This window comes from Blastococcus sp. DSM 46786 (genome assembly GCF_900109665.1).
Classification (GTDB): Bacteria; Actinomycetota; Actinomycetes; order Mycobacteriales; family Geodermatophilaceae; genus Blastococcus; species Blastococcus carthaginiensis.
The window spans coordinates 91,609-115,710 of record NZ_FOAO01000014.1; the positions used below are offsets into that span (position 1 = coordinate 91,609).

23 protein-coding genes are annotated in these 24,102 nt (G+C 75.8%); 11 read left to right on the forward strand and 12 right to left on the reverse strand.

From position 1 onward, the window contains the following. Positions 1–18: 18 nt before the first annotated feature. Positions 19–1,416, reverse strand: a complete 1,398-nt coding sequence (locus tag BMW62_RS14045) for an ATP-grasp domain-containing protein (RefSeq protein ID WP_091931558.1) — start codon at positions 1,414–1,416, stop codon at positions 19–21. A gap of 133 nt (positions 1,417–1,549) precedes the next feature. Between BMW62_RS14045 and BMW62_RS14050 the strand changes: the two genes are divergently transcribed. The 4 genes from BMW62_RS14050 (at position 1,550) to BMW62_RS14065 (ending at position 4,905) form a co-directional block, all read left to right on the forward strand. After that, a complete protein-coding gene (locus BMW62_RS14050; RefSeq protein WP_244524042.1) occupies positions 1,550–2,638 on the forward strand; it encodes an NAD(P)-binding domain-containing protein in 1,089 nt (362 codons plus the stop codon). Positions 2,639–2,748: 110 nt separating this feature from the next. After that, on the forward strand, positions 2,749–3,675 hold the full coding sequence (locus BMW62_RS14055; protein ID WP_091931564.1) for an ABC transporter ATP-binding protein: 927 nt from the start codon (positions 2,749–2,751) through the stop codon (positions 3,673–3,675). Next, positions 3,672–4,514, forward strand: a complete 843-nt coding sequence (locus tag BMW62_RS14060) for an ABC-2 transporter permease (protein WP_170852380.1) — start codon at positions 3,672–3,674, stop codon at positions 4,512–4,514. The genes BMW62_RS14055 and BMW62_RS14060 overlap by 4 nt, the downstream gene beginning before the upstream one ends. A gap of 52 nt (positions 4,515–4,566) precedes the next feature. Then, positions 4,567–4,905 (forward strand): hypothetical protein, encoded by a 339-nt coding sequence (locus BMW62_RS14065; protein WP_091931566.1) that lies wholly within the window; start codon positions 4,567–4,569, stop codon positions 4,903–4,905. A 2-nt stretch (positions 4,906–4,907) separates the two neighbouring features. Here the strand turns inward: BMW62_RS14065 and BMW62_RS14070 are convergent, their stop codons facing one another. Next, positions 4,908–6,059 (reverse strand): MFS transporter, encoded by a 1,152-nt coding sequence (locus tag BMW62_RS14070; RefSeq protein WP_244524043.1) that lies wholly within the window; start codon positions 6,057–6,059, stop codon positions 4,908–4,910. Between the two features lie 97 nt (positions 6,060–6,156). Here BMW62_RS14070 and BMW62_RS14075 point away from each other — a divergent pair, with 97 nt between their 5' ends. Beyond that, the gene (locus tag BMW62_RS14075; RefSeq protein ID WP_091931569.1) at positions 6,157–6,744 is read left to right on the forward strand and encodes a DUF488 domain-containing protein; all 588 of its coding nucleotides are present in this window, start codon (positions 6,157–6,159) and stop codon (positions 6,742–6,744) included. Here BMW62_RS14075 and pruA read toward each other — a convergent pair. Together pruA and BMW62_RS14085 are read right to left on the reverse strand one after the other, a co-directional pair. After that, entirely contained in the window at positions 6,726–8,351 is a 1,626-nt protein-coding gene (gene pruA, locus BMW62_RS14080; protein ID WP_091931572.1) for an L-glutamate gamma-semialdehyde dehydrogenase, read from the reverse strand. The genes BMW62_RS14075 and pruA overlap by 19 nt on opposite strands. Positions 8,352–8,367: 16 nt before the next feature. Next, positions 8,368–9,300 (reverse strand): proline dehydrogenase family protein, encoded by a 933-nt coding sequence (locus BMW62_RS14085; RefSeq protein WP_211435124.1) that lies wholly within the window; start codon positions 9,298–9,300, stop codon positions 8,368–8,370. A 137-nt stretch (positions 9,301–9,437) separates the two neighbouring features. On the opposite strand from BMW62_RS14085, the gene BMW62_RS14090 reads away from it, so the two are divergent. Genes BMW62_RS14090 through BMW62_RS14100 form a run of 3 tightly spaced genes read left to right on the forward strand, consistent with a single transcriptional unit; the run spans position 9,438 to position 13,602 of the window. Continuing rightward, on the forward strand, positions 9,438–10,568 hold the full coding sequence (locus tag BMW62_RS14090; RefSeq protein ID WP_091931575.1) for a helix-turn-helix domain-containing protein: 1,131 nt from the start codon (positions 9,438–9,440) through the stop codon (positions 10,566–10,568). Between the two features lie 29 nt (positions 10,569–10,597). Beyond that, the gene (locus BMW62_RS14095) at positions 10,598–11,239 is read left to right on the forward strand and encodes a biliverdin-producing heme oxygenase (protein WP_091931717.1); all 642 of its coding nucleotides are present in this window, start codon (positions 10,598–10,600) and stop codon (positions 11,237–11,239) included. After that, positions 11,236–13,602, forward strand: a complete 2,367-nt coding sequence (locus BMW62_RS14100) for a SpoIIE family protein phosphatase (RefSeq protein WP_091931719.1) — start codon at positions 11,236–11,238, stop codon at positions 13,600–13,602. Before BMW62_RS14095 ends, BMW62_RS14100 begins: the two co-directional genes overlap by 4 nt. 20 nt (positions 13,603–13,622) lie before the next feature. On the opposite strand, the gene BMW62_RS14105 is transcribed toward BMW62_RS14100, so the two are convergent. The 4 genes from BMW62_RS14105 to idi form a co-directional block, all read right to left on the reverse strand. Next, positions 13,623–13,895 carry a hypothetical protein gene (locus tag BMW62_RS14105; RefSeq protein ID WP_091931578.1) on the reverse strand — a complete coding sequence of 91 codons (273 nt, stop codon included), beginning with the start codon at positions 13,893–13,895 and terminating at the stop codon, positions 13,623–13,625. Between the two features lie 21 nt (positions 13,896–13,916). Next, the gene (locus tag BMW62_RS14110; RefSeq protein ID WP_091931580.1) at positions 13,917–14,690 is read right to left on the reverse strand and encodes an SDR family NAD(P)-dependent oxidoreductase; all 774 of its coding nucleotides are present in this window, start codon (positions 14,688–14,690) and stop codon (positions 13,917–13,919) included. A gap of 76 nt (positions 14,691–14,766) precedes the next feature. After that, positions 14,767–15,585 (reverse strand): polysaccharide deacetylase family protein, encoded by an 819-nt coding sequence (locus BMW62_RS14115; protein WP_091931583.1) that lies wholly within the window; start codon positions 15,583–15,585, stop codon positions 14,767–14,769. A 108-nt stretch (positions 15,586–15,693) separates the two neighbouring features. After that, positions 15,694–16,233 (reverse strand): isopentenyl-diphosphate Delta-isomerase, encoded by a 540-nt coding sequence (gene idi / locus BMW62_RS14120; protein WP_091931585.1) that lies wholly within the window; start codon positions 16,231–16,233, stop codon positions 15,694–15,696. A gap of 86 nt (positions 16,234–16,319) precedes the next feature. Between idi and BMW62_RS14125 the strand changes: the two genes are divergently transcribed. Genes BMW62_RS14125 through BMW62_RS14135 form a run of 3 tightly spaced genes read left to right on the forward strand, consistent with a single transcriptional unit; the run spans position 16,320 to position 19,704 of the window. After that, positions 16,320–17,147 (forward strand): alpha/beta fold hydrolase, encoded by an 828-nt coding sequence (locus BMW62_RS14125; RefSeq protein WP_091931588.1) that lies wholly within the window; start codon positions 16,320–16,322, stop codon positions 17,145–17,147. A 26-nt stretch (positions 17,148–17,173) separates the two neighbouring features. Continuing rightward, positions 17,174–18,538 carry an MFS transporter gene (locus tag BMW62_RS14130; protein ID WP_091931590.1) on the forward strand — a complete coding sequence of 455 codons (1,365 nt, stop codon included), beginning with the start codon at positions 17,174–17,176 and terminating at the stop codon, positions 18,536–18,538. Positions 18,539–18,585: 47 nt separating this feature from the next. Beyond that, positions 18,586–19,704, forward strand: coding sequence for an NAD-dependent epimerase/dehydratase family protein (locus BMW62_RS14135; RefSeq protein ID WP_091931593.1), 1,119 nt, complete (start codon positions 18,586–18,588; stop codon positions 19,702–19,704). Between the two features lies 1 nt (position 19,705). Here BMW62_RS14135 and BMW62_RS14140 read toward each other — a convergent pair whose 3' ends face one another. From BMW62_RS14140 to BMW62_RS14155, 4 genes are all read right to left on the reverse strand, one after another. Beyond that, positions 19,706–21,181, reverse strand: coding sequence for an AAA family ATPase (locus BMW62_RS14140; RefSeq protein ID WP_091931596.1), 1,476 nt, complete (start codon positions 21,179–21,181; stop codon positions 19,706–19,708). A gap of 65 nt (positions 21,182–21,246) precedes the next feature. Continuing rightward, the gene (locus BMW62_RS14145; protein ID WP_091931599.1) at positions 21,247–21,924 is read right to left on the reverse strand and encodes a PaaI family thioesterase; all 678 of its coding nucleotides are present in this window, start codon (positions 21,922–21,924) and stop codon (positions 21,247–21,249) included. Beyond that, positions 21,917–23,080 (reverse strand): acyl-CoA dehydrogenase family protein, encoded by a 1,164-nt coding sequence (locus BMW62_RS14150; RefSeq protein ID WP_244524044.1) that lies wholly within the window; start codon positions 23,078–23,080, stop codon positions 21,917–21,919. Before BMW62_RS14150 ends, BMW62_RS14145 begins: the two co-directional genes overlap by 8 nt. A 153-nt stretch (positions 23,081–23,233) precedes the next feature. Further along, a complete protein-coding gene (locus BMW62_RS14155) occupies positions 23,234–24,088 on the reverse strand; it encodes an aldo/keto reductase (protein WP_091931602.1) in 855 nt (284 codons plus the stop codon). Positions 24,089–24,102: the final 14 nt, after the last annotated feature.

Genomic DNA, 24,102 nt, shown 5'->3' on the forward strand with positions numbered 1-24,102 from the left:
ACGGCCTGCCGGCGCGGGTCAGGGGGTTCGCATCCCGGGGTCCCGGCGGCGCGCCGCGATCGGCGACCCGGTCCCGTTCTCGGGGGTGCGGACGCCCGGCCGCTCCACGGGCGGGACGGGGTCGACGTCGTCGACACCCACGTGGATGGCGTCGAGCACGGCGGCGGCCCGGCGCCGCGACTGCTCGGGGGTCTCCCCCACGGTCATGACCTGCGCGAGACGCTCCGCCGGGCCGGTCGTGCGCCCCACGTCGGTGAGGACCTCGGCCACCACCAGACCGGGGATCGCGCCCGTGTCGCGGACGCCGGCCACCGCGCGCACCCGGCCGATCGCGTGGGCGGTCAGGTTCATCTGCGTGCACGCGCCCGCGACGCCGGCGCGTGCGGGGCCGGCAGGGGGCTCGCCGAGGAGCCGGGCCACCACGAGGTCGGCGGTGTCGATGCCGCTCACCTGGTCGACGCAGGTGTGCGCGCCGTCGCCGGCGAGACCGGTCGCGACATCGGCCAGCCGCGGACCGGCGGGGCCGAGGACGAACTCCAGGTGGAACGGCCCGGTGTCGTGGCCGACCGCCGCGAGCCAGCAGCGGACCCAGCCGACGGCGTGCGGTACGGGCGGCCGCGTCGTCGCGGTGCTGACCAGGTGGTCGTGCTGCGGCGGCGGGGTGGTGACGATCTCCGACCAGGCGAGGACGACGTGGTCCCCGTCGCCGGAGAAACCGTCCGCCCCGAACCTGGGGCCGGGAACGTGCTCCTCGACGACCAGCCGAAGGCGGGGCAGCCCTTCCCACCTCCGGTCCGACCGCGCCAGGTGCCGGGCCGCCACCTCCCGCAGCTCCCGGTCGTCGGAGACGAGTGCGGCATCCCCCCCGCCGCCGCCCGCGACCGGCCGCACCACGCAGGGGTACCCGACGGGAGAGGTCAGGTCTGGGGCGTCCGCGGCCACCTCCGCCCAGCGCACGTCGGCCAGGCCGGCCGCGGCGAGCGCCCGGCGCAGGGCGCCGCGGTTCCCGGCCAGCGTCGGCGACCCGGGCGTCGGACCGCGCAGCCCCAGCGTGCGAGCGGCGACGGCGGCCGGACCGGAGAACCGGGCGACCGTGCTGGTCACCGCGGCCACCGTCCCCCCGAGCGGGTGCACCGCGCCGATGATCGCGAGGGCGTCCGCGGTGTCGCAGTCGACCCAGCGGTCGACCGCCCAGTCGAGGTCCTCGCCGTAGCCCTCGCGGTCCCGCGTCAGCACCGCCGTCCGCAAGCCCCGGGAGCGCGCCCGCTCGAGCACCGCCACTCCCGCCGCGTCCAGCCGCTCCCCTGCCGCGAGCTCCGGCCGCGCTGCCGTCGCGCGCACCTGCACCTCGACGGAGACGAACCATCGCTCGGCCACGACCCCGGCGGACCGGTCGCCGGGCACGGGCTCGGTCATGGCGCCTCCCCCCGTCGGCCGTTCGTTGCTCGGTGCACCGTACCGGCCGGTCGGTTTTCACGGAACGGCTTCGGCTGCGCCACCTCGGACGGCGGACGGGAAGCAGCGGCCTCGGCGGCCCGTTGCCGGTGAGGTGACCCCCGCTCCGCACGCCCGCGACGTCGTCGTCGTCGGCGCGGGGCAGGCCGGCCTCTCGACGGCCTGGGCGCTGGCCCGCCAGGGGTTCGAGCGGAGCATCGGGTTCGTCGTGCTCGACGGCGAGGACGGCCCCGGTGGCGCCTGGCGGCACCGCTGGCCCTCGCTGACGCTGGGCACCACCCACCGGGTGCACGAACTGCCGGGCCTGCCGTTCCGGCCCGGGGACGAGGCGGCGCCCGCAGTCGAGTCCGTTCCCGCCTACTTCGCCGAGTACGAGCGGCGCTTCGAGCTGCCCGTGGTCCGGCCGGTGCGCGTCACCGCCGTCGACCGGACCGACGACGGCCGGTTCTCCGTCGTCACCGACCGGGGCACCTGGACCGCCCGCGCCGTCGTGAACGCCACCGGCACCTGGACCCGGCCGTTCGTGCCGCGCTACCCCGGGCAGGAGCTGTTCCGCGGGCGCCAGCTGCACACCGTGGACTACCGCTCCGCGGAGGAGTTCCGCGGGCAGCACGTCGTCGTGGTCGGCGGCGGCGCCTCGGCCACCCAGCTGCTCGCGGAGATATCCCGCGTCACCGGAACGACCTGGGTCACCCGCCGCCCGCCGGTCTGGCGCGAGGGCCCGTTCGACGAGCACGTCGGCCGCGCGGTGGTCGCCGAGGTGGAGAAGGCGGTGCGCGAGGGACGGCGGCCCGGCAGCGTCGTCGGGCTGACCGGGCTGCTCGTCAGCACGCCGTACGTCCGGGAGGGGCTGGAGCGCGGGGTGCTCGAGCGGCTGCCGGTGTTCGACCGCATCACCCCCGAGGGCGTGGTGTGGGAGGACGGCCGCTCCCTCCGCGCCGACGTGATCCTCTGGGCCACCGGGTTCCGGGCGGCGGTCGGCCACCTCGCGCCGCTGCGGCTGCGCGAACCGGGCGGGGGATTCCGCGTGGAGAGCACGCAGGTCGTCGGCGAACCACGCATCCACCTCGTCGGGTACGGCCCGTCCGCCAGCACGATCGGCGCCAACCGCGCCGGCCAGGCCGCCGCGCGCGCCCTGCGCCGGGAGCTGCACCCGGGGATGCCCCTGCCCCGCACGGCCTGACCTCCCAGGGACCTTTCAGGGTCCGATCAGGGCGCTCCCCGATGTGCCCGCACCCCCGCGGACGACAGGCTCCGGGGCATGACTTCCCGACCGCTCCCCGGAGGCCCGCGATGATCGAGGCGCGGGGCCTGACCAAGAAGTACGGCGACCGCACCGCCGTCGACGGCATCTCCTTCACCGTGCACCCGGGCCGGGTCACCGGCTTCCTCGGGCCCAACGGTGCCGGCAAGTCCACGACGATGCGCATGCTGCTGGGCCTGGACCGGCCCACCGCCGGCAGCATCACCGTGCACGGGCGCAGCTACGCCGACTTCCCCGCACCGCTGCGGCAGGTCGGCGCGCTGCTGGAGGCCCGCGCCCTGCACCCCGGGCGTTCGGCCCGCGACCACCTGCGCTGGATGGCGGCGAGCAACGGGCTGCCGGTGCGCCGCGTGGACGAGGTGCTCGACCTGGTCGGGCTCACCGACGTCGCCGGGCAGCGGGTGGGCCGCTTCTCCCTCGGCATGGGCCAGCGCCTCGGCATCGCCGTCGCCCTGTTGGGCGACCCGCCGGTCGTCGTGCTCGACGAGCCGGTCAACGGCCTGGACCCCGAGGGCATCCGCTGGGTGCGCACGCTGACCCGGCAGCTGGCCGCCGAGGGCCGCACCGTCTTCCTGTCCAGCCACCTGATGAGCGAGATGGCGCTCACCGCCGACCACCTCGTGGTCATCGGGCGGGGCCGGGTGCTGGCCGACTGCTCGATGCCCGACTTCATCGCCGAGCACGCGGCCTCCTTCGTGCGGGTGCGCAGCCCGCAGCGGGCCGAGGTGGCCGAGCTGCTGCGCCGCGACGGCCTGGAGGTCACCGCCGTCGACGACGAGCTGCGGGTGCAGGGCCGCGACGCCGCCGGCATCGGCGAGCTGGTCGGCCGGCAGGGGCACCTCCTGCACGAGCTCACCCTCGTCAGCTCCTCCCTCGAGGACGCCTTCATGACCCTCACCGCCGCGAGCGTCGAGTACACCGCGCGCGACCGGACCCCCGCAGGAGCCACCCGATGACCGGAACCCTGAGCACTCCGGTGCCCGACACCGTCGCCCTGGACCCGAACCGGCACGTGCCCGGAGCCCGGGACCCCGGCTTCGCGCAGACCCTCCGCGCGGAGTGGGTCAAGTTCTGGTCGGTGCGCTCGACACCGTGGTCGATCGGCGCGCTGGTGGCCCTGGGCGCCGGGCTGACCGTGCTGGTGTGCGCGGTCAGCGCCGCGGACCTCGCGGAGGGCACCACCGGCGAGGCCGCGGGCTCCTTCATCACGTGGGGCATGACGGTCGCGCAGATCACCGCGATCGTGCTCGGCGCGCTCGTCGTCACCAGCGAGTACGGCACCGGCATGATCCGGGCGACGCTGACCGCGACCCCGCACCGCGGCCGGGTGCTGGCGGCCAAGGCGCTGGTCCTCACCGGGACGCTGTTCGTCGCCGGCACGGTCACCGCCGTCCTCGGCTACCTCGGTGGCAACTGGTTCCTCGAGCGGGAGGGCATCGGCCTGGCCCTCGGCGACGACGGGATCCTCCGCTCGCTGCTCGGCAGCGGTCTCTACATGGCCGGCATCGGCCTGTTCGCCGCCGCCGTCGGGCTGCTCGTGCGGCACACCGCCGCGGCGCTGTCGATCGTGCTGGCCCTGCTGCTGGTGGTCGGCAACATGGTGATGCTGCTGCCAGGGGCCTGGGGCGAGTGGGCCACGAAGCTGATGCCGGGCAACGCGGGCTCCGTCGTCGCCACGCCGGTGTCGTTCAACCCGGACCTGCTCGACCCGTGGACCGGGTTCGCCGTGTTCTGCGCCGAGGTGGCCGCCGTCCTGCTCGCCGGCTACCTGGTGCTGCGCCGGCGCGACGCCTGAGCCCTGCGCACCCGCTGTGCCCCGGCCCCCGCGGCCGGGGCACAGTGGTGCGGTGACCACGCCCGACCCGGCCGCCGAGGGCCGCCGCCGCGCCGACGAACTCCTGACCGCCCTGACCGCGGGCGACGACGCCGCCGCCGAGCGGCTGCTCGCCGACCTGGACGAGATCCGCGACCTCGTGTTCGTGGGCGCCGGGCTCACCACGATCGCCCGCGCCGAGGGCCGGGCGCTGCCCACGGCCCAGCGCGCGCAGGCCAGCACCCGCCAGCTCAAGCTCGGGCAGGTACGCGACGCCAACCGCGACGACCCCGACGGGCTGCGCACCTGGCTGCGGCGCTCGGCCGAGGAGATCCTCTTCCTCCGCTCGCTGCACGCCGCCCGGCAGGGCTGAGCTCAGCCGCGGGTGAGCGGGGCGCGGGCGGCCGCCTGCGCCAGCGGCAGCACCGCGGCCAGCACGACGGCGGACACGACGAACGTCCAGGGCAGGCCGGCCGCGCCGTAGGCGAACCCGAGCAGCAGCGCCCCGGCCGCCGTGCCGGCGTCGAAGGAGGCGTTCCACAGCGCGCTGGCCGCCGTCGTCCCCCGCTCCCCGGCCCGGGCGAAGGCCCGCAGCAGGGTCAGGTTCTGCACCGCGCCGAAGCCGGCGCCGAACAGCGCCGCGCCCAGCAGCACCCAGCCTGCGCCCCACCACAGCCCGGCGCCGGTGACCGCGAGCCCCACCGCGCCGACCAGCACCGACAGGGGCAGCAGCAGCGCGGTGCCCAGGCGGTCGGCCAGCACGCCGGCCCGCCAGCGGGTCAGCGCACCGGTCAGCCCCCACAGCAGCAGGGCGGCGGTGGCCAGCAGCCCGCCGGGGCGGTCGATGGGCAGGAAGGTCACGAAGCCGCCGCCGGCCGTCGTCACCACGAACAGCACCAGCGACGGCGCGAGGGCGGCGCGCACGGCGGCCCGCGCGTTGCCGGCCGGGGCGGGTTCCTCGCGGCCACCCGCCGCGCGCAGCAGCGCGGGCAGGAAGACCAGGCCCAGCACCGGTGCGGCCGCCAGCCAGGACAGCACCCCGATGTGCCCGCTCAGCACCAGCGCCACGCCCACGGGGACAGCGGCCATGTTCGGCAGCGCGATGGCCAGCCCGTACAGGCCGATGGATTCCCCGCGCCGCTCCGGTGGCGCCACCCGCGCCGCCAGGGTCGCGCCGAGGACGGTGATGACCGCGAACCCGGCGCCGCGCACGGCCGACAGCGCCGAGATCCAGGCGACGCCGTCGTCCAGCACGTAGAACGGCGCCGGCACCCCCAGCGCGAGCAACCCCGCCACGAACACCGGGCCGGTGCCGAAGCGGTTCACGAACGCGGGCACGACCGACTGCACCGCGATGGTGACGACGAGGAAGACCGCGGTCACCACCCCGGCCGTGCTCTCCGCCGCGCCGCCGGCCACCGCGTAGGCCGGGAGCGAGGCGAGCGTCAGGAAGTAGCTGACGAAGCCCAGCGCCGTGACGCCGACCAGCGACTGCACCCCGCGCGACCGCCACAGGGGGGCCTGCACCTCCACCGCTCCCCCGCTCGCCGCTCCGTCGTCGATCCCGTGCCCGCCGATCATGACCCGCCGGGCGCCGCCGGCCGCGCCCGGGTAGGGAGGACACGTGGGGTTGCTGACCGTGGGCCACGGGTCCGACGACCGCGTCGCGCTGGGCACCCGGCTCACCGCGGCGGGGATCGACCTGCTGGTCGACGTGCGGCGGTTCCCCGGCAGCCGCGCCAACCCCGACGTGCGGCGGGAGGCGCTCGCCGGGTGGCTGCCCGAGGCGGGGATCGGTTACCGGTGGGAGGAGCGCCTCGGCGGCCGCCGCCGGTTGGCGCGCGACGAGCCGGTCGCCGACGGGTGGTGGACCGTCGCCCAGTTCGCCGCGTACGCCGGCCACACCCGGACGCCGGAGTTCGCTGCCGCGCTGGACGAGGTGCTCGCCGCGGCGGCGGGCGCCACGGTGGCGGTGCTGTGCAGCGAGTACGTGTGGTGGCGCTGCCACCGGCGGCTGATCGCCGACGTCGCCGTCCTGGGCCGCGGCGTGGCCGTCGGGCACCTGATGCCCGACGGCCGGGTGGCAGCCCACCGCCCGGCCGACGGCGCGAGGCCCGGCGACGACGGCCTCGTCCACTGGCCGGCTCCCCGTGTTGATCAGGTCACCTGGTCAACACGGACCCCAGCCGGGGGTCAGCCCATGGAGGGGTAGCGGTGGTCGGTCGGGGGCGCGAACGTCTCCTTGATCGAGCGGCTCGACGTCCACCGCATGAGGTTCTGCTTGGCGCCGGCCTTGTCGTTGGTGCCCGACGCCCGCCCGCCGCCGAACGGCTGCTGCCCGACGACGGCGCCGGTCGGCTTGTCGTTGACGTAGAAGTTGCCCGCCGCGTGCCGCAGGAACTGCTGCGCGTGCGCGATCGCGACCCGGTCCTGCGCGATCACGGCCCCGGTGAGCGCGTAGGGCGCGGCCGACTCCATCTGGGTCAGCACCGCGTCGTAGTCGGCGTCGTCGTAGACGTGCACCGCGAGCACCGGGCCGAAGTACTCGGTGGTGAAGACCTCGTGCCCGGGATCGGTGCCCTCGATGATCGTCGGCCGCACGAAGAAGCCCTCGCTGTCGTCGGCCGCGCCGCCGGCGACGATGGACAGCGCCGGGTCGTCGTCGACCCGGTCCAGGACGCCGGAGAGCTTCGAGAACGACTTCCGGTCGATGACCGCGCCCATGAAGTTCGAGAAGTCGGTGACGTCGCCCATCGGCAGCGACTCGGTCACCGCCACGAGGTCGTCGCGCAGCCGGCCCCACACCGACCGCGGCACGTAGGCGCGCGACGCCGCCGAGCACTTCTGCCCCTGGAACTCGAAGGCGCCGCGGACCATCGCCGTCCGCAGCACGTCGACGTCGGCCGAGGGGTGGGCGACGATGAAGTCCTTGCCGCCGGTCTCGCCGACGATCCGCGGGTAGCCGCGGTACCCCGCGATGTTCTCGCCCACGGTGCGCCACAGGTGCTGGAACACCGGCGTGGACCCGGTGAAGTGGATGCCGGCGAGGTCGCGGTCGGCGAGGGCGACCTCGGAGACGGCGACCCCGTCGCCGGGCAGCATGGTGATCACGCCCGGCGGCAGGCCGGCCTCCTCCAGCAGCCGCATGAGGAAGTGCGCGGCGAACTGCTGGGTGGGCGCCGGCTTCCACACCACGGTGCTGCCCATGAGCGCCGGCGCGGTCGGCAGGTTGCCCGCGATCGCGGTGAAGTTGAACGGCGTGATCGCGTAGACGAAGCCCTCGAGCGGGCGGTGGTCGGTGCGGTTCCACACCCCCGGCGAGGACTCCGGCTGCTCGGCGAGGATCTGCCGCGCGAAGTGCACGTTGAAGCGCCAGAAGTCGATCAGCTCGCAGGCGCTGTCGATCTCCGCCTGCTGCGCGGTCTTGCTCTGACCCAGCATGGTGGCGGCGTTGAGCGTCTGCCGCCACGGCCCGGCCAGCAGGTCGGCGGCCTTGAGGAAGACCGCGGCGCGGTCGTCGAAGGAGAGGTCCTGCCACGCGGGCGCGGCCTCCATTGCGCAGCGGACGGCGTCCTGCGCGTCGGCGTGCGTGCTGTGCGCGGAGGTGCCCAGGACGGCGGCGTGCCGGTGCGGCTGGACGACGTCGAACCGCGCGCCGCCGGCCATCCGCTGCCGGGCGCCGATCGTGGCGGTCAGCTCCACCGGCTCGGCGACCAGCTCGGCGAGCCGCCGCTGCAGCTCGTCGCGCTCGGGGGTGCCGGGGGCGTAGGTGAGCACCGGCTCGTTGGCCGGGGCCGGGACTCGGGTGACGGCGTCCATGAGAAGACCTCTCGGTTCAGGAGCGGGTGGCCAGGGAGCGGAGGAAGAAGGCGACGTTCGCCGGGCGCTCGGCCAGCCGGCGCACGAAGTAGCCGTACCAGTCGGCGCCGTAGGGCACGTAGGCCCGCACGCGGGTGCCGGCGGCGGCCAGCCGGCGCTGCTCGTCGGGACGGATGCCGTAGAGCATCTGCACCTCCCAGGAGTCGGCGGCCCGCGAGTGCTGCGCCGCCAGCTCGTGCGCCCGCTGCAGCATCGCGGGGTCGTGCGAGCCCACCATGGGGTACCCGGGCCCGCTCATGAGGATCTCCAGGCACCGGCGGTAGGCGGCGTCGACGTCCCGCTTGCGCTGGTGGGCGACCTGCTCCGGCTCGTCGTAGGCGCCCTTGACCAGCCGCACCCGGGAGCCGCTCACCGCGAGCGCCTTGGCGTCGTCCACGGTGCGGTGCAGCATCGACTGCAGGACGGCGCCGGTCGCCGGGTGCTCCTTCCGCAGCTCGGCGACGGCGGCGAGCGTGGAGTCGACCGTGCGGTGGTCCTCCATGTCGAGGGTGACCGTGGTCCCCGCGGCGGAGGCGGCCTCGACGACCGGGCGGACCAGCTCGAGCGCGAGGTCGTGCCCGCCGTCGGGCAACGCCTGGCCGAACGCGGAGAGCTTCACCGACACCTCGGCCGCCGGCCCCAGCCCCAGCGGGGCCAGCGCCTCGAGGGCGGCGAGGTAGGCGTCGCGGGTGCGCCGCGCCTGCGCCCGGTCGGTGACGTCCTCGCCCAGGTGGTCGAGGGTGACCGCGATGCCGTCGGGGGCCAGCGCGCGCACCGCCGCGATGGCGTCGTCCAGCGACTCACCCGCGACGAAGCGGTCGACCACCCGGCGGGTGGCCGGCGTGCCGGTGACCGCCCGGCGCAGGGCCGGCCGGCGGGAGGCGGCCAGCAAGGCCTTCTGCAGCACCACGGGTCCTCCTCCAGCCGACGCCACGTGCCCCTCGAACGCTAGGTACCCCCAACCCGTCCGGACCAGCGACAGATGTCGGGAATCCTCGGATCTGCTCTCATACAGCTGTACGAGACCCGGCACGGAGGGGGACGGCGGTGCGCGACGAGCTGCAGGAGCTGGTCGACGAGGTGTCCCGGGTGCTCGGCGCCCCCGCCACGCTGGAGGACGCCGGCTTCACGCTGCTGGCCTTCTGCGCGCACGACGACAGCGGGGCCGATCCCATGGACGCCGTCCGCACCCGATCGATCCTCACCCGCGGCTCCACCCCCGAGACCCGGCGCTGGTTCGAGGACTTCGGCATCGCCTCGGCGACCCGGCCGATGCGGACACCGGCCGACCCCGCGGCCGGCGTGCTCACCCGGCTGGTGCTGCCCGTCCGCCACGAGGACCGCACCCGCGGCTACCTCTGGCTGCTCGACGACGGGCGCATCGACCCCGACGACGACGCCGACCCGGCGCTGCGCCGCGCGCTGGACCTGGCCGCCGACGCCGGCCGCACGCTGGCCGGCCGGCCCGCCGACGACCTCGGGCAGGTGCTCGCCGACGCGCTGACCGGCCGGCCGGCGGCACGGGCGCAGGCCGCCCTGCGGCTCGGCGACCGGCTGCCCGCCGGGGGTGCCCAGGTGCTGGTCGCCCTCTGCCCCGCCGACGGCTCGCCGGCGCCGGGCCGGCCGCTGCCCGGGGCAGGCGCGGTGGCCACGCTCCTCGACGACGGGATCGCCGTGCTCGTCCCGCTGCCGTCGCCCGCGGACCTGCGCCCGGCGGGTGCGCTCGCCGCGGCGTCCCTGGCCGCCCTGCCGGCCGGCAGCACCGCCGGCGTCTCGTCGGCCCGCCGCGGCACCGGCGATCTGCCCGGCCAGTGGGCCGAGGCCCGGGCGGCGGCACGGGTGGCCGCGGCGGTCGGCCGGTTCTACCCCGTCGCCCGCTGGGGGGAGCTCGGCGGGTGGCGGGCGGCCACGGCGCTGCCCGGACCCGACCCGGTGCTGGCCCCGCTGCTCGCCGACCCGGTCCTCACGACGACGGCGGAGACGTTCCTCGACTGCGCCGGCAGCGCGGCCCGGACGGCGGCGGCGCTGCACGTCCACCGGCAGACCCTGTACTACCGACTGGGCCGCATCGCGGCGCTGACCGGACTGGACCTCGCCGACGGCGACGCACGCCTGCTCCTGCACGCCGGTCTGCGCGCCGCCCGGCTCTCCGGAGGGCCCCGGCTCGACCGCCCGTGATCACCGACCGTCACCTACTCTCCATCTCGATGGCTGCGGGAGACATGGCTGCGCAGGTGGAGCACCCCCGCAGCGGGCACGACGACGTCCTGCGCGCGCTGCGCACCGGGACGGCCGGGGAGCACCAGCTCCTCGAGGACACCCTGGACCTGCTCGACCCGGAGCTGGACCGGGCACGGCTGGCGCACGTGCTCGGCCTGATGCACGGCTTCTGGACGGCGGCCGAGCGCGGGCTGGACGAGTGGGCCGCCCACCACCCCGCCGACGCCGCGCGGGTGGACTGGGCCCACCGCCGCCGGGCCGGGCTGTTCGCCGCGGACCTCGCGACGCTGGGCGCCCCCGTGCCCGGCGCGGCACCCGAGCTGCCGGCGGTCCCCGGCACCGACGAGGCGCTGGGCCGGCTCTACGTGCTTGAGGGCTCCACCCTCGGCGGCACGTTCATCGACCGGCACCTCGCCGCGCTGCCCCGCCTGGCCGGCGTCCGCCTCCGGGCCTTCTCGCCCTACGGCGGCGAGACCGGCGCGATGTGGGCCGCCTACCGCCGGGTCGCCCGGGCGCACGTGGCCGCGGGTGGGGACGCCGAGCGCGTCCTCGGCGCGGCGCGCGACGCGTTCCGCGCGCTCACCGGGTGGTGCCGGCCCGCCGCGCGGGCGCAGGCGGTCGGGGCGTGATCGAGGCCGGGCAGGAGGTCGGGTTCCTGGCCCCGGGCGAACCGGTGGACCTCACCAACTGCGAGCGCGAACCCATCCACGTCCCGGGCAGCATCCAGCCGCGGGGCGTGCTGATCGCGGTGCGCGACCCCGACTGGATCGTCCAGCAGGTGTCGGAGAACCTCGAAGACCTCACCGGCGTGGACTGGCGGCAGGCGCTGGGCCGGCCGCTGACCGAGGTCATCGGCGTCGCGCCGGCCGATGCGGTGGTCCGCTCGGCGAGCGCCTTCGGCGACCTGCGCGAGCGCAACCCGGTGGAGATCACCCTCGACGTCGCCGGCGAGCCGGTGCCCGTCGACGCCCTCCTGCACCGCACCGTGGTCGACCCCGGCCCGGTGCGCCCGGTGCACGGCGAGCCCGTCGCCGTCCCCGAGGAGTCGGCGCCGGTCACCACCCTCGTCGTCGAGCTGGAGCCGGCGCGCGGGCCGCGGCCGTTCTCCTTCCCGAACACGTACCAGGCGGTGCGCAGCACCGTCGCCGCCCTGGACCGGGCCACCGGCCTCCAGGAGCTCTACGACATCACCGCCCGGGCCGTGCGCGCCCTGACCGGGTTCGACCGGGTGATGGTCTACCGCTACGACGCCGACTACAACGGCGAGGTGGTGGCCGAGGCGAAGGCGCCGCACCTCAACTCGTTCCTCGGCCTGCACTACCCGGCCTCGGACATCCCCGCCCAGGCGCGGGCGTTGTACGAGAAGAACTGGATCCGGCTGATCTCCGACGTCGACTACGCGCCGGTGCCGATCCGGCCGGCGGACCACCCGGCCAGCGGCCGGCCGCTGGACCTCACCTACTCCGCCCTGCGCAGCGTCTCCCCCGTCCACGTGGAGTACCTGCACAACATGGGCGTGCGGTCCTCGATGTCGATCTCCCTGCTGCGCGGCGACACGCTGTGGGGCCTCATCGCGTGCCACCACTACGACGGTCCGCACGCGCCGCCCTACGCCACCCGGGCCGCGGCCGAGTTCCTGGGGTCGACGCTGTCGGTGCGGCTGATCGACCGGGCGCAGGAGGACGAGTTCGACCGGGCGCTGCGCGCACGCTCCACGCTGGCGTGGCTGACCGCCGCCGCCATGGACGAGGAGCGCCCGCTCACCGAGACGCTGCTCGGCTCGCCCAGCCTGCTCGACCTGCTCGACGCCGACGGGGTCGTGCTGTGCCTGCAGGGCGCCCGGGGGGCTGCCGGCGCCGGGATCCCGCCTGCCCTGGCCGACGCGATCGCCGCATGGGCCGCGGCCCGCGCCGAGGACGTCGTCGCCACCGACGCGCTGGCCGCGGCCGCGCCCGGGATCGGCGCGGTGGACCCGGCGTGCGGGGTGCTGGTGCTGCCGCTGCCGGAGGGCCAGTACGTGCTGTGGTTCCGCGGCGAGGCCGTGCGGCACGTCGACTGGGGCGGGGATCCGCACAACAAGGCGATCGCCGAGCGCGAGGGCGCGGACGTCCGGCTCAGCCCCCGCAGGTCCTTCGAGCGCTGGCGCGAGACCGTCCGCGGCCGCTCCGAGCCGTGGACGGCGCAGGAGACCCGCGAGGCCGCCGAGCTGCGCACCCACCTGCTGGAGGCGCTGTACGCGCGTTCGCGCAGCATCGTGCGCGCCGCCGAGACCCTGCAGCGCAGCCTGCTGTCCGACCCGCCGGAGCCCGACCACCTGGAGGTGGCGGTGCGCTACGTGCCGGCCGCGCGGGAGGCCCAGGTGGGCGGCGACTGGTACGACGTCTTCGAGCAGCCCGACGGCTCGACGGTGCTCGTCATCGGCGACGTCGTCGGCCACGACACCCAGGCCGCGGCGACGATGGCCCAGCTGCGCGGCCTGCTGCGCGGCATCGCCTACGACAGCGCGGCCGGCCCGGCCACCGTGCTGTCCCGGCTGGACGCGGCGATCGAGGGGCTCGGGCTCGGCGCCATGGCGACCGTGCTGGTCGGCCGCCTGGACCGGCCGGCGGGTTCGGCCGACGACCGCAGCCGGCTGCGCTGGGCCACCGCCGGGCACCTGCCGCCGCTGCTGGTCGCGCCCGACGGCTCCCAGCAGCTGCTGGTGCCCGACCGCCCCGGCCTGCTGCTGGGCGTGGATCCCTCGCTGCCCCGCGCCGAGCACGAGACGGACGTCCCCGGCGGCTCGACGCTGCTGCTCTACACCGACGGGCTGGTAGAGCGCCGTGACCAGGTGTTCGACGACGGCGTCGACCTGCTGGCCCGGGCGTTCGCCGGGCTGCGCCACCTGCCGGTGCCCGAGATGTGCGACGCGCTCATCGAGCGGCTGCTGCCCGAGGGCGGGGAGGACGACGTCGCGCTCGTCGCCGTCCGGCTGCGGTCGCCGCACGGCTGAGTCCGCCGTCCGGCCGCCGATCAGCCGCCCGGCGCGGTGAACCGGGGGGTCAGCCCGTCGTCGGGCGGGCCGCCCCGGCCGGGCAGCGGGCGCTCGTCCTCCGCCGCGCGGACCACGGCGATGGTGTCCAGCGGGTCCGGCGGCCCGGCGGAGCGCCCGCCGCGCTCGAGCGCGGCGAGCAGCCGCTCCTCGTCGGGCGCGAGGTCACCGGGGCCCAGCCGCCCGCCGGGGCTGCCCGCGTCGGAGCCCGACGCCATCGCGGTGTCGGGCGTCGGGTCGTCCGGGGCGCTCATGCGGGAGTTCCTCATGGTCGGTCAGCGGGGGAAGTTCGGCTCGAGCCGCGGGACGACCTGCATCTCGGGGACGAACGCCGCCGGGTGCAGGAGCAGCAGCGTGCGGATCGCCTCGGCGACCGCCGATGGCGGCATCATCAGGTGCCCCGGGATCCCCCACTGCTCCATCATCGGGGTGTCCATGGCGGCGGGGATGACGCTCTGCACCCGGCACGGGAACGGCCGCTCGCTGCCGTCGTCGAGCCGCACCGCCTTCTCCCGCAGTTCGCGCTGGATGCACCGGGTCGCGTTGAGGAAGCCGGCCTTGGAGCCGTTGTAGGCGATCGCCCCGCTGCCCGAGGTGATCGCCGACAGCGAGACGACGTGCACGACGTCGGCGGTGCGCCCCTCCGGCAGGTGCTGCACCCGCTTCATGAACTCGCTGGTGAGGAAGACCGGCCCCTCGCAGTTCACCGCCTGCACCCGCTGGTAGTCGGCGAGGTCGATGTCGGTGATGTAGCCGGGCCGGTCGATGCCGGCGACGTTGACCAGCACGTCGAACGCGTCGCCGTGCCGGTCGAACAGGTCGGCGACGACGGCGCGCCGGCTCTCGTCCCGGGTCACGTCGAGGGCGGCGACCTCTGCGGAACCACCCGCGGCGGTCACCCGGGACAGGGTCTCCTCGCTGCCCGCCGCGTCGATGTCGGCGATCGCCACGTGGGCCCCGCCCTCGGCCAGAGCGAGCGCGGTGGCCCGGCCGAGCCCGCTGGCCCCGCCCGTCACGAGTGCGACCCGGCCCTTCAGCGACGCCTCCACAGCTGCTCCTCCGTCGTCCGTGCGTGTCCGTCGCGCACAGCCTCGCCGAAAGCCGCCGGGGCCGCAGGTCGGGCCGCTACCGCCGGTCGGACCAGACGTCGGCGAGGGTCACCGTGCGCAGGCCGCGCTCGGCGATCAGCTCCAGGAGCTGCCCGTACACGGTGGTGACGGTGGGGTGGTTGGCGTGGCCGACGACGATCGTCCGGGCGCTGAACCAGCGCCGGGCCGCGGCCACGAGCTCCTCGGCGGTGAGCACCCGGTAGTCCTCGAAGGTGCCGTTCCACATGACGGTGGTCGGGTGCCCGAGGTCGGCGGCGATCCGGTCGGTGCGCTCGTCGTGGGCACCGAAGGGCGGGCGGAAGAAGGGGCTGTCCGCCACCCCGAAGGTGGCGCGCAGGAAGTCGCGGTTGCGCCGGATCTCCTCGGCCACCTCCCGGTCGCCGAGCGTGGTGAGGTCGGGGTGGGACCAGGTGTGGTTGCCCAGGGCCACCTGCCCGGAGTCGACGAGCGGGCGCAGCAGCGCGGCGTTCTCCTCCCAGGCGCGGTACCGGCCGTTCGGGAAGAAGGTCATGCGGGTGCCGCTGTCGGCGGCGAACCGCGCGAACGCCGCGACCACCTCGACGCTGGTGCCGTCGTCGATGGTGAGCGCGAGCAGGTTCCCCTCCCCCGGCAACGCGTCGACCACGCCGGTGGGCGGCGCCTGCGGCTCCACCCCGGGGACACCGCGGTGCACCTGCTTCCAGCGCCCGGCGGGGTTCCCGGCCGGTCCGGGCGGGGGCGCCGCCGCGGGTTCACCCAGCGCGGCCGCGGGCTCGCCGAGCCCGGCCGCGCCGCGTGCCACCGCCGTGCCCGCCACCCCGGCGGCGAGGGCGAGCAGGAACCGTCGACGGTCCATGCCCGGCACGCTAGCCAGGGCCGCGCACCACACCGCGGAGGCCGGTCGACGGCGCGCCGGACCTCGCGGCGGTGCACCCGGCGGCCCGCGTGCCGTGACGGGGAGTGGTCAGCGGCGGTGCAGGCCGGCTTCCTCGATCAGCCGCGTCTGCTCCCGGCACCACGGCGACCAGGCGTCGCCCTCGGTCTCCTGCCGGCGGCGGAACGCGGCCCAGTCCAGCAGCTCCCAGTCACCCACCTCGGTGGGCTCGGGCGCGGGCGAGCCGGTGAAGCGCCCGACGTAGACCGGGCACACCTCGTTCTCCACGATCCCGCGGAACTCCGCGCGGTAGCGGTAGCCCGGCAGCGCGGGGCGGACGTCGGAGACGCCGAGCCCCAGCTCGAAGCCGGCGCGGCGGGCGATCGCCTCGCCGTCGTCCTCACCGGGGCCCGGGTGGCCGCAGACGGTGTTGGTCCACATGCCGGGGAAGGTCGCCTTGTCCTCGGCCCGGCGGGTGACCAGCAGCCGGCCGTCGTCGGCGAAGAGGTAGGCCGAGAACGCGCGGTGCAGCGGCGTCTCGCCGTGGTGCACCTCCGGCTTGGGCATGGTGCCGATCGCCTGCCCGTCCTCGTCTACCAGCACGATGAGCTCGAGAGGTGAGGCGGTCACCGGGTCATCGTCCCCGATCGGTCGCGGAGCCGCCCGTCCCGGGCGTCCCCCGTGCGGACCGCTGGTGCACGGGGCACAGTTCCGTGGTGGACAGCTTCCGGCGGAACGGCCTCACCTTCGACGTCCGGGACGCCGGGCCGGCCGACGGCGACCCCGTCGTCCTCCTGCACGGCTTCCCCCAGGACTCCACCGCCTGGGACCGGGTCGCCCCGGCCCTGCACCAGCACGGCCTCCGCACGCTGGCGCCGGACCAGCGGGGCTACTCCCCCGCGGCCCGCCCGCGCGGCCGCGCGCCCTACCGGCTGCGCGAGACGGCGGACGACGTCCTCGCCCTGCTGGACGCCGCCGGGCTGGAGTCCGCGCACGTGGTCGGGCACGACTGGGGCGGCATCGTCGGCTGGGCGCTCGGCGCCTGGCACCCGGAGCGCGTCCGCACGCTCACCGCCCTCTCCGTGCCGCACCCGGGGGCCATGGCCCGCGCCATGGGGACCAGCGACCAGGCGCTGCGCTCGTACTACGTGGGGCTCTTCCAGCTGCCGCTGCTGCCCGAGCGGCTGCTGCTCGCCGGGGACGGCGCCGTGCTGCGCCGGGTGCTGCGGCACGGCGGGCTGCCCGACGACGCCGTCGACCGCTACGTCCGGCGGATGCGCGAGCCGGCGGCGCTGACGGCGGCCATCAACTGGTACCGCGCCCTGCCCTGGAGCGGGCGCGACCCGGTCGGGAAGGTGCGGGTGCCCACCCTGCACGTGTGGAGCACCGGCGACGCCTTCCTCGGCCGGGCCGCGACCGAGGACACCGCCCGCTTCGTCGACGCGCCCTACCGGCTCGACGTCCTCGACGACGTGACGCACTGGATCCCGGAGCTCGCCGCGGAGCGGACCGCCGATCTGGTCACCGCCCACGTCCGCGGCTGAGCCCGGGTGTTGCGAGACTGCACGGCATGAACGAGACGACGTCGCCGCTGACCCGCGCCGAGCGGCTCGACCGGCTGCCCGTCAACCGGGAGCACCACCGGCTGGTCGTGGGCTCGGGCATCGGATGGGCGCTGGACGCGATGGACGTCGGGCTCATCTCGTTCGTGATGACGGCGCTGGTCGCGCAGTGGGGGCTGTCGAACGGCGAGGTGTCGTGGATCGGGTCGATCGGTTTCGTCGGCATGGCGCTGGGCGCCACGCTCGGCGGGCTGCTCGCCGACCGGTTCGGCCGCCGCCAGGTGTTCGCGCTGACCCTGCTGGTGTTCGGGCTGGCGACCGGTGCGGCGGCGCTGTCGTGGTCGGTGGGCGCGCTGCTGGTCTTCCGCTTCCTCATCGGCCTCGGGCTGGGTGCCGAGCTGCCGGTCGCCTCCACGCTGGTCAGCGAGTTCGCCCCCGCGCGGGTGCGCGGCCGGGTGGTGGTGCTGCTCGAGGCGTTCTGGGCGGTCGGCTGGACGCTGGCCGCGCTGATCGGCTACTTCGTGGTGCCCGCCGGCGACGACGGGTGGCGCTGGGCGCTGGCCCTGGGCGCGGTGCCGGCGCTGTACGCGGTGGTCGTGCGCCGGGGGCTGCCCGAGTCGGTGCGCTTCCTCGAGCTGCGCGGGCGCACCGACGAGGCCGAGGCCACGGTGCGCCGCTTCGAGCGGGCCGCCGATGTCGCTCCCGTGCCGTCCCCCGCGCCGGCCCCGCCCACGGCCCCGCCGGGCGCCCGGGCGCTGTGGACCGGTGGCGCCGCCCGGCGGACCGCCGCCCTCTGGATCGTCTGGTTCAGCATCAACTTCGCCTACTACGGCGCCTTCATCTGGCTGCCGACGCTGCTGTTCAACGACGGCTTCTCGCTGGTCAAGTCCTTCGAGTACACGCTGTACATCACGCTCGCCCAGCTGCCCGGGTACGCGGTGGCGGCCTACCTGATCGAGAAGTGGGGGCGGCGCCCCACCCTGGCGACGTTCCTCCTCGGCTCGGCTCTGGGAGCCGGGCTCTTCGCGGCCGCCGACGCCGACACCGCGGTGCTGCTCACCGGCATGGTGCTGTCGTTCTTCAACCTCGGCGCCTGGGGCGCGCTCTACGCGGTGACGCCGGAGATCTACCCGACGGCCCTGCGGGCCACCGGCGCCGGCGCCGCGGCCGGGTTCGGCCGGCTCGCGTCCATCGCCGCCCCGCTGTGCGTGCCGCTGCTGGTCGACGCCGGGGGCACCGGCCTGGTCTTCGCCACGTTCGCCGCCTTCTTCCTGGTCGCCTCGCTCGCCGCTCTGGCGCTGCCCGAGCTGCGGGGGCGGTCGCTCGACGCGGACACCGCGCGCGGGGTGACGCCGTCGGGGCTGCGGGGCTGACCCGCACCGTGCCGGTTGGCCGGAGGACGGGCGGGTAGCGGCAGGTCATGCCGAACCTCTCCCCCGGCCAGCTGCGCGGCCGCACGATCGCCGTCACCGGTGCCAGCGGCAACGTCGGCACCGCCCTCCTGCGCCGGCTGACCGACCCGTCGGCCGGCGTCGCCGAGGTCCGCGGGCTGGCCCGCCGGCGCCCGCCGTCGACCGCGCCCTACGACGGCGTCCGCTGGCACCTGGCCGACCTGGGCGAGGCCGCGAGCGAGCGGGAGATCGCCGAGTTCGTCGACGGCGCCGACGCCGTCGTCCACCTGGCCTGGGCGCTGCAGCCGGGCCGGCAGCCCGAGCGGCTCCGCGAGGTGAACGTCGGGGGCACCCGGCGGGTGGCCCGCGCCGCGGCCGCCGCCGGCGTCGACCAGTTCGTGCACATGAGCTCCATCGGCGCCTACGCCGGTGGCGCGCGCGGGCTCCGGGTGACGGAGGACTGGCCGACCACCGGCATCCCGAGCGCGCAGTACAGCCGCGACAAGTCGCGGGCCGAGAGCGTGGTCCGCGACGTGTTCGGCCGCCACCGGGACACCACGCTCACCGTCGTCCGGCCCACCCTGGTGCTGCAGCCGCAGGCCGGCAGCGAGATCGGCCGCTACTTCCTGGGCCCGCTGCTGTTCGGCGCCGCGCGCATGCTGCCCGGCGCGGTCGCCCGGCTGCTGCCGCTGCCGCTGCCCGCGCTGGCGATCGCCTTCGTGCACGCCGACGACGTCGCCGACGCGATCACGCGGATGCTCGACCGCCGCGCGCCGGGCCCGTTCAACCTGGCGGCCGAGCCGCTGATGGACGCCGACGCGCTGGCGAAGGCCCTCGGCTCGCGGCGGGTGCCCACCCCGGCGGTCGCACTGCGCGCCGGGCTGCACGCCGCCTTCGCCGCGCACCTGGTGCCCACCGAGCCCGGGTGGCTCGACATCGGCACGCAGGTGCCCGCGCTGGACACCGCCCGGGCGCGCAAGCTGCTCGACTGGGCCCCGTTCCACACCGGGGACGACGTGCTCCGGCAGTTCGTCGCCGCGCTCGGCAGCGGTGCGGGCGGGGCGGGAGCACTGCTGCGCCCGGCGGGTGGCCCGGCGATGGACCCCGCCGGCGACCCGGCCAACGCGCCCGGCCCTCGGGCCGACTGACTCAGCCGGGGACGCTGCCCAGCAGGGTGCGGGTCATCGCGTTGCGGGTGTCGAGCAGCTCGTCCAGCGCCGCGGTCAGGTCGCCGGCCGACACCGCGAGCGCGCCGCCGTCCGGGCTCCGTGACGCGGCGACCAGCGCAGCCCGTCGGAGCAGCTCCTTCAGGAAGGACGCCGTCACGCCCTCGGTGCGGGCGAGCACGTCGTCCAGGCCGCTGGTGTCCACCTCCAGCTCGCCGCGGTAGAGCTCGAACAGCGCCCGCCGTGCCACGGCATCGGGCAGGTCCAGCGCCACCGCCTGGTCCACCCGGCCCGGGCGGGCGGCGAGCGCCGGCTCCAGCAGGTCGGCCCGGTTGGTGGTCAGCACGAAGACGACGTCGGCGTCCTCGGCGAGCCCGTCCATCTCGTTGAGCAGCTGGAACAGCAGCGGGTGCTGGCCGGGGTGCATGCCGCGGTCCTCGGCGATGAGGTCGACGTCCTCCACCACGAGCATCGCCGGCTGCAGCGCCCGCGCCACCGAGCACGCCTCGGCGATGAGGTGCAGGGCGTTGCCGGTGAGCTGGATGACCGTGGTGCCGTGCAGGCTGCTCACCAGGTACCGGACGGTGTGGGTCTTGCCCACACCTGGCGGGCCGTAGAGCAGCACCCCGCGCTTGAGGTGCTGCCCGGCGGCGAGCAACCGCTCCTTGTGCCGGGCGACGTCGACCACCTGTCGCTGGATCTCGGCGAGGGTGGCCGGTGCGAGGACCAGCTGGTCGGCCCGCAGCTGCGGACGGCGGTGGAACTGCAGGAGCGTCTGCCCGTGCCCGAACACCTCCTGCCCGAAGGAGAGCACCTGGCCGCGGAAGACGTTGTGCTCGACGCTGGCGGCGCGGATCTCGGCCGCGGCCCCGGCCACGCCGGCCAGGTCGGTGCCGACCAGCTGCACCGACACCTGCGTCATGCCCATCTCCGGCGACGCGCCGCGCAGCAGCAGCGCGGCGCGGCCCCCGTCCGGCTCGGTGACCAGGTAGATCGCGCAGCGCTGGCAGGCCCGCACCTCGCCGTCGGGGCCGCAGGCGAGGTTGACCGTGGCCGGGTTCCCGGGCCGCGGGCCGTGCGGGTGCTCCCCCGCCGACCCCAGCAGGTCGCCGAGCCCGAAGTGCATGTGCTGGAAGCCGGCGACGCCGACCAGCTCGTGCCGCCGCCCCGGCCGGCCCAGCCAGGCGTCGACGCCGGCCTGGACGTTGACGTGCTCGTAGCCCGGCCAGGTCTCCTCGACCACGTCCAGCCCCTCGGCGGCGTTCCCGAGGTGCGCGGCCAGCACCTGGGACAGCTGCGGCCGCTCCCCCGCCCGCGCCGCGCCCACCAGCGCCCGCACGCCGCGGCGGGCCAGCCGGCCGACGTCGGCCAGCTCCGGTCGCAGTTCGTCGGGCGCCGCGGCGGACGGCGCGGTGAGCGGCTGGTAGGAGCCGCTGTAGCTGACCTGGGTGCGTCGCACGGGCCCTCCTGGTGCCTGGGTGGAGGGCGGACGCTACCGGGTACCGAGCGGTTCCCGAACCGGTTTCAGCTGCGACTGGTCCAGGCGCCGACGTTCCGGCCGGTGCGCGCGAAGACCTCCGACGCCCGCTCGGCCCGGAGGGCGACCAGCAGCGCCTCGCCCTCGGCGAGCGTGGTGCCCGGGTCGTCCGCGGCGACCAGCCGGGCGGTGGCGGTGGCGCGCCGTCCCTCGGCGGAGACCAGCCGGCCGGTCACCACGAGCGGGATGCCCAGGTGCACCGGCCGCCGGTAGGTGACCGTCAGCGTCGCGGTGAGGCCGCCGTGCCCGGCCCCGCGCGCCGAGCGCGCGAGCACGTGGTCCAGCAGCGTGGCCACGACCCCGCCGTGCACCAGACCCGGCGGCCCCTCCAGCGACTTGGCGACGGTCACGTGGCCGACGCACCGGCCCTCGTCCGGGAAGTCGTCGACCACCATCGGCGGGGCGACCGGGCTGCCCGGCCCGTACACCGGGCTGTACCAGCGCTGCCCGCTGTCCGGGTCGTCCACCGAGGCGATCTCGTGCACCTCGCGCAGGTCGGCCGAGAGCAGCGCGGTCAGCTCCCGCGCCGCGCTGGCCGCCCCGGCCAGCCGGTCGAGCGGCACCTCGGTGCGGACGGCGGCGTCGACGAGCTCGCGCAGCGCCGCGCCGAGTTCGCCGACCGCCTCCCGGCGGACCTCCCGCTCCTCGGGGGTCAGCTCAGGCACGGGGCATGCCGGCCTCGCGCAGCAGCGCGCCACCGACGATGACCCGCTGCACCTCGCTGGTGCCCTCGTAGAGCCGGAACAGGCGGGCGTCGCGGTAGAAGCGCTCCACCGGCGTCGTCCGCAGGTATCCCATGCCGCCGTGCACCTGCACGGCCTTGTCGACGGCGCGCCCGACCATCTCGGTGCAGAACAGCTTGGCCGACGACGGGCCGACGGAGGTGTCCTCGCCGGAGTCGTAGCGGGCCGCGACGTCGCGCACCATGCTCCGGCCGGCGAGCAGCTCGGCGTGCATGTCGGCGAGCATCGCCTGCACCAGCTGGAAGCGGCCGATCGGGGCCCCGCCCTGCTTGGCGGTGGCGGCATAGGCGACCGACTCGTCGAGCACCCGCTGCGCCATGCCGACGCAGAGCGCCGCGATGTGCAGCCTGCCGCGGGAGAGCACGGTGAGCGCCTTCGAGTAGCCCCGCCCCTCCTCGCCGATCAGGGCCTCGGCGGGCACCCGCACGTCGTCGAAGTACACCTCGGAGGTCCAGGCGCCGGCCTGGCCCATCTTCTTGTCGCGGGGGCCGACGGTGACACCCGGCGTCGTCGTCTCCACCACGAAGCTGGAGATGCCGCGGCCGCCCTTCTGCTCGGGGTCGGTCCGGGCGAAGACGACGAACAGGTCGGCGATCGGTGCGTTGGTGATGTAGCGCTTGCTGCCGTTGATCACCCATTCGTCGCCGTCCCGGCGGGCGCTGGTGCGCAGCGCGGAAGGATCGGAGCCGGCCTCGGCCTCGGTGAGCGCGAAGGAGCCGATCAGCTCGCCCGCGGAGAGGCGTGGCAGGTACTTCTTCTTCTGCTCCTCGTTCCCGAACTTGGCGATCACCTGGCCGGAGATGCCGTTGTTGGTGCCGAACAGCGAGCGGAAGGCCGGCGTCGTGTAGCCGAACTCCATGGCCAGCTCGACGTCCTCGCTCATGGTGACGCCCAGCCCGCCGTAGTCCTCGGGCAGCGCGTAGCCGAAGAGCCCCATCTCGGCGGCCTGCGCGCGCAGGTCGTCGGGGATGCGGTCCTCCTCCTCGATCTGCTCCTCGCGGGGCAGCACCGATTCGCGGATCAGCTGGCGAACGGCGTCCTTGACCTGGCGGAAGTCCTCGGCGTCCACGCAGCCCATGGTGACGCGTGCCGCACCCGGCCGTCGAGCCGGGGTCCGGAGCGCCCGTCGCCCTTGGGGCATAGGAAGCTCTACCGGCGTCCGGGGGCTGCTCGACGCAGGTGAAGCTTCCTATGCCTCCGCGACCGTGCCCAACGGCGCCGAAGTCCCTCGTCAGGCCAGCGCGTCCAGGCGGGCCATGTCCTCGGCCGAGAGCGTCAGCCGCGCCGCACCCAGGTTCTCGGTCAGGTGGTCGACCGACTTGGTGCCCGGGATCGGCAGCATCACCGGCGACTTCTGCAGCAGCCACGCCAGCGCCACCTGCGAGGGGGTGGCGTCCAGCTCGCGGGCGATGTCGGCCACCGGGCTGTCCGGGGCGGCCAGGTTCCCGGTCGCGATCGGGAACCACGGGATGAAGGCGATGCCGCGCTCGGTGGCGAAGTCCAGGACGTCCTGGCTCTGCCGGGTGGTCAGGTTGTAGAGGTTCTGCACGCTGACGATCTCGGTGATCTCACGGGCGGCCTGCAGCTCCTCCACCGACACCTCCGAGACGCCGATGTGCCGCACCTTGCCCTGCTCCTTGAGCTCCACGAAGGCACCCAGCTGGTCGGCCAGCGGCACCTCGGAGTCGATCCGGTGCAGCTGGATGAGGTCGATGCGCTCGACCTTCAGGTGCCGCAGCGAGAGCTCGACCTGCTGCTTGAGGTAGGCGGGGCGCCCGACCGGAGTCCAGACGTCCGGGCCCTGCCGCGTGAGCCCGGCCTTGGTCGCGATGACGAGGTCCTCCGGGTACGGGTGCAGCGCCTCGGCGATGATCTGCTCGCTGATCTCGGGGCCGTAGGAGTCGGCGGTGTCGATGAAGTCGACGCCCTGCTCGACGGCGGCCTGCACGACGCGGACGGCGGCGGCGCGGTCGGCCGGCTCGCCCCAGACACCGGGGCCGGGCAGCTGCATGGCGCCGTAGCCGAGGCGGTGCACGGGGAGGTCGCCGCCGATGGAGAAGGTGTCGCTCAGTTCAGCAGTCGTCATGGCCCTGGCCAGCG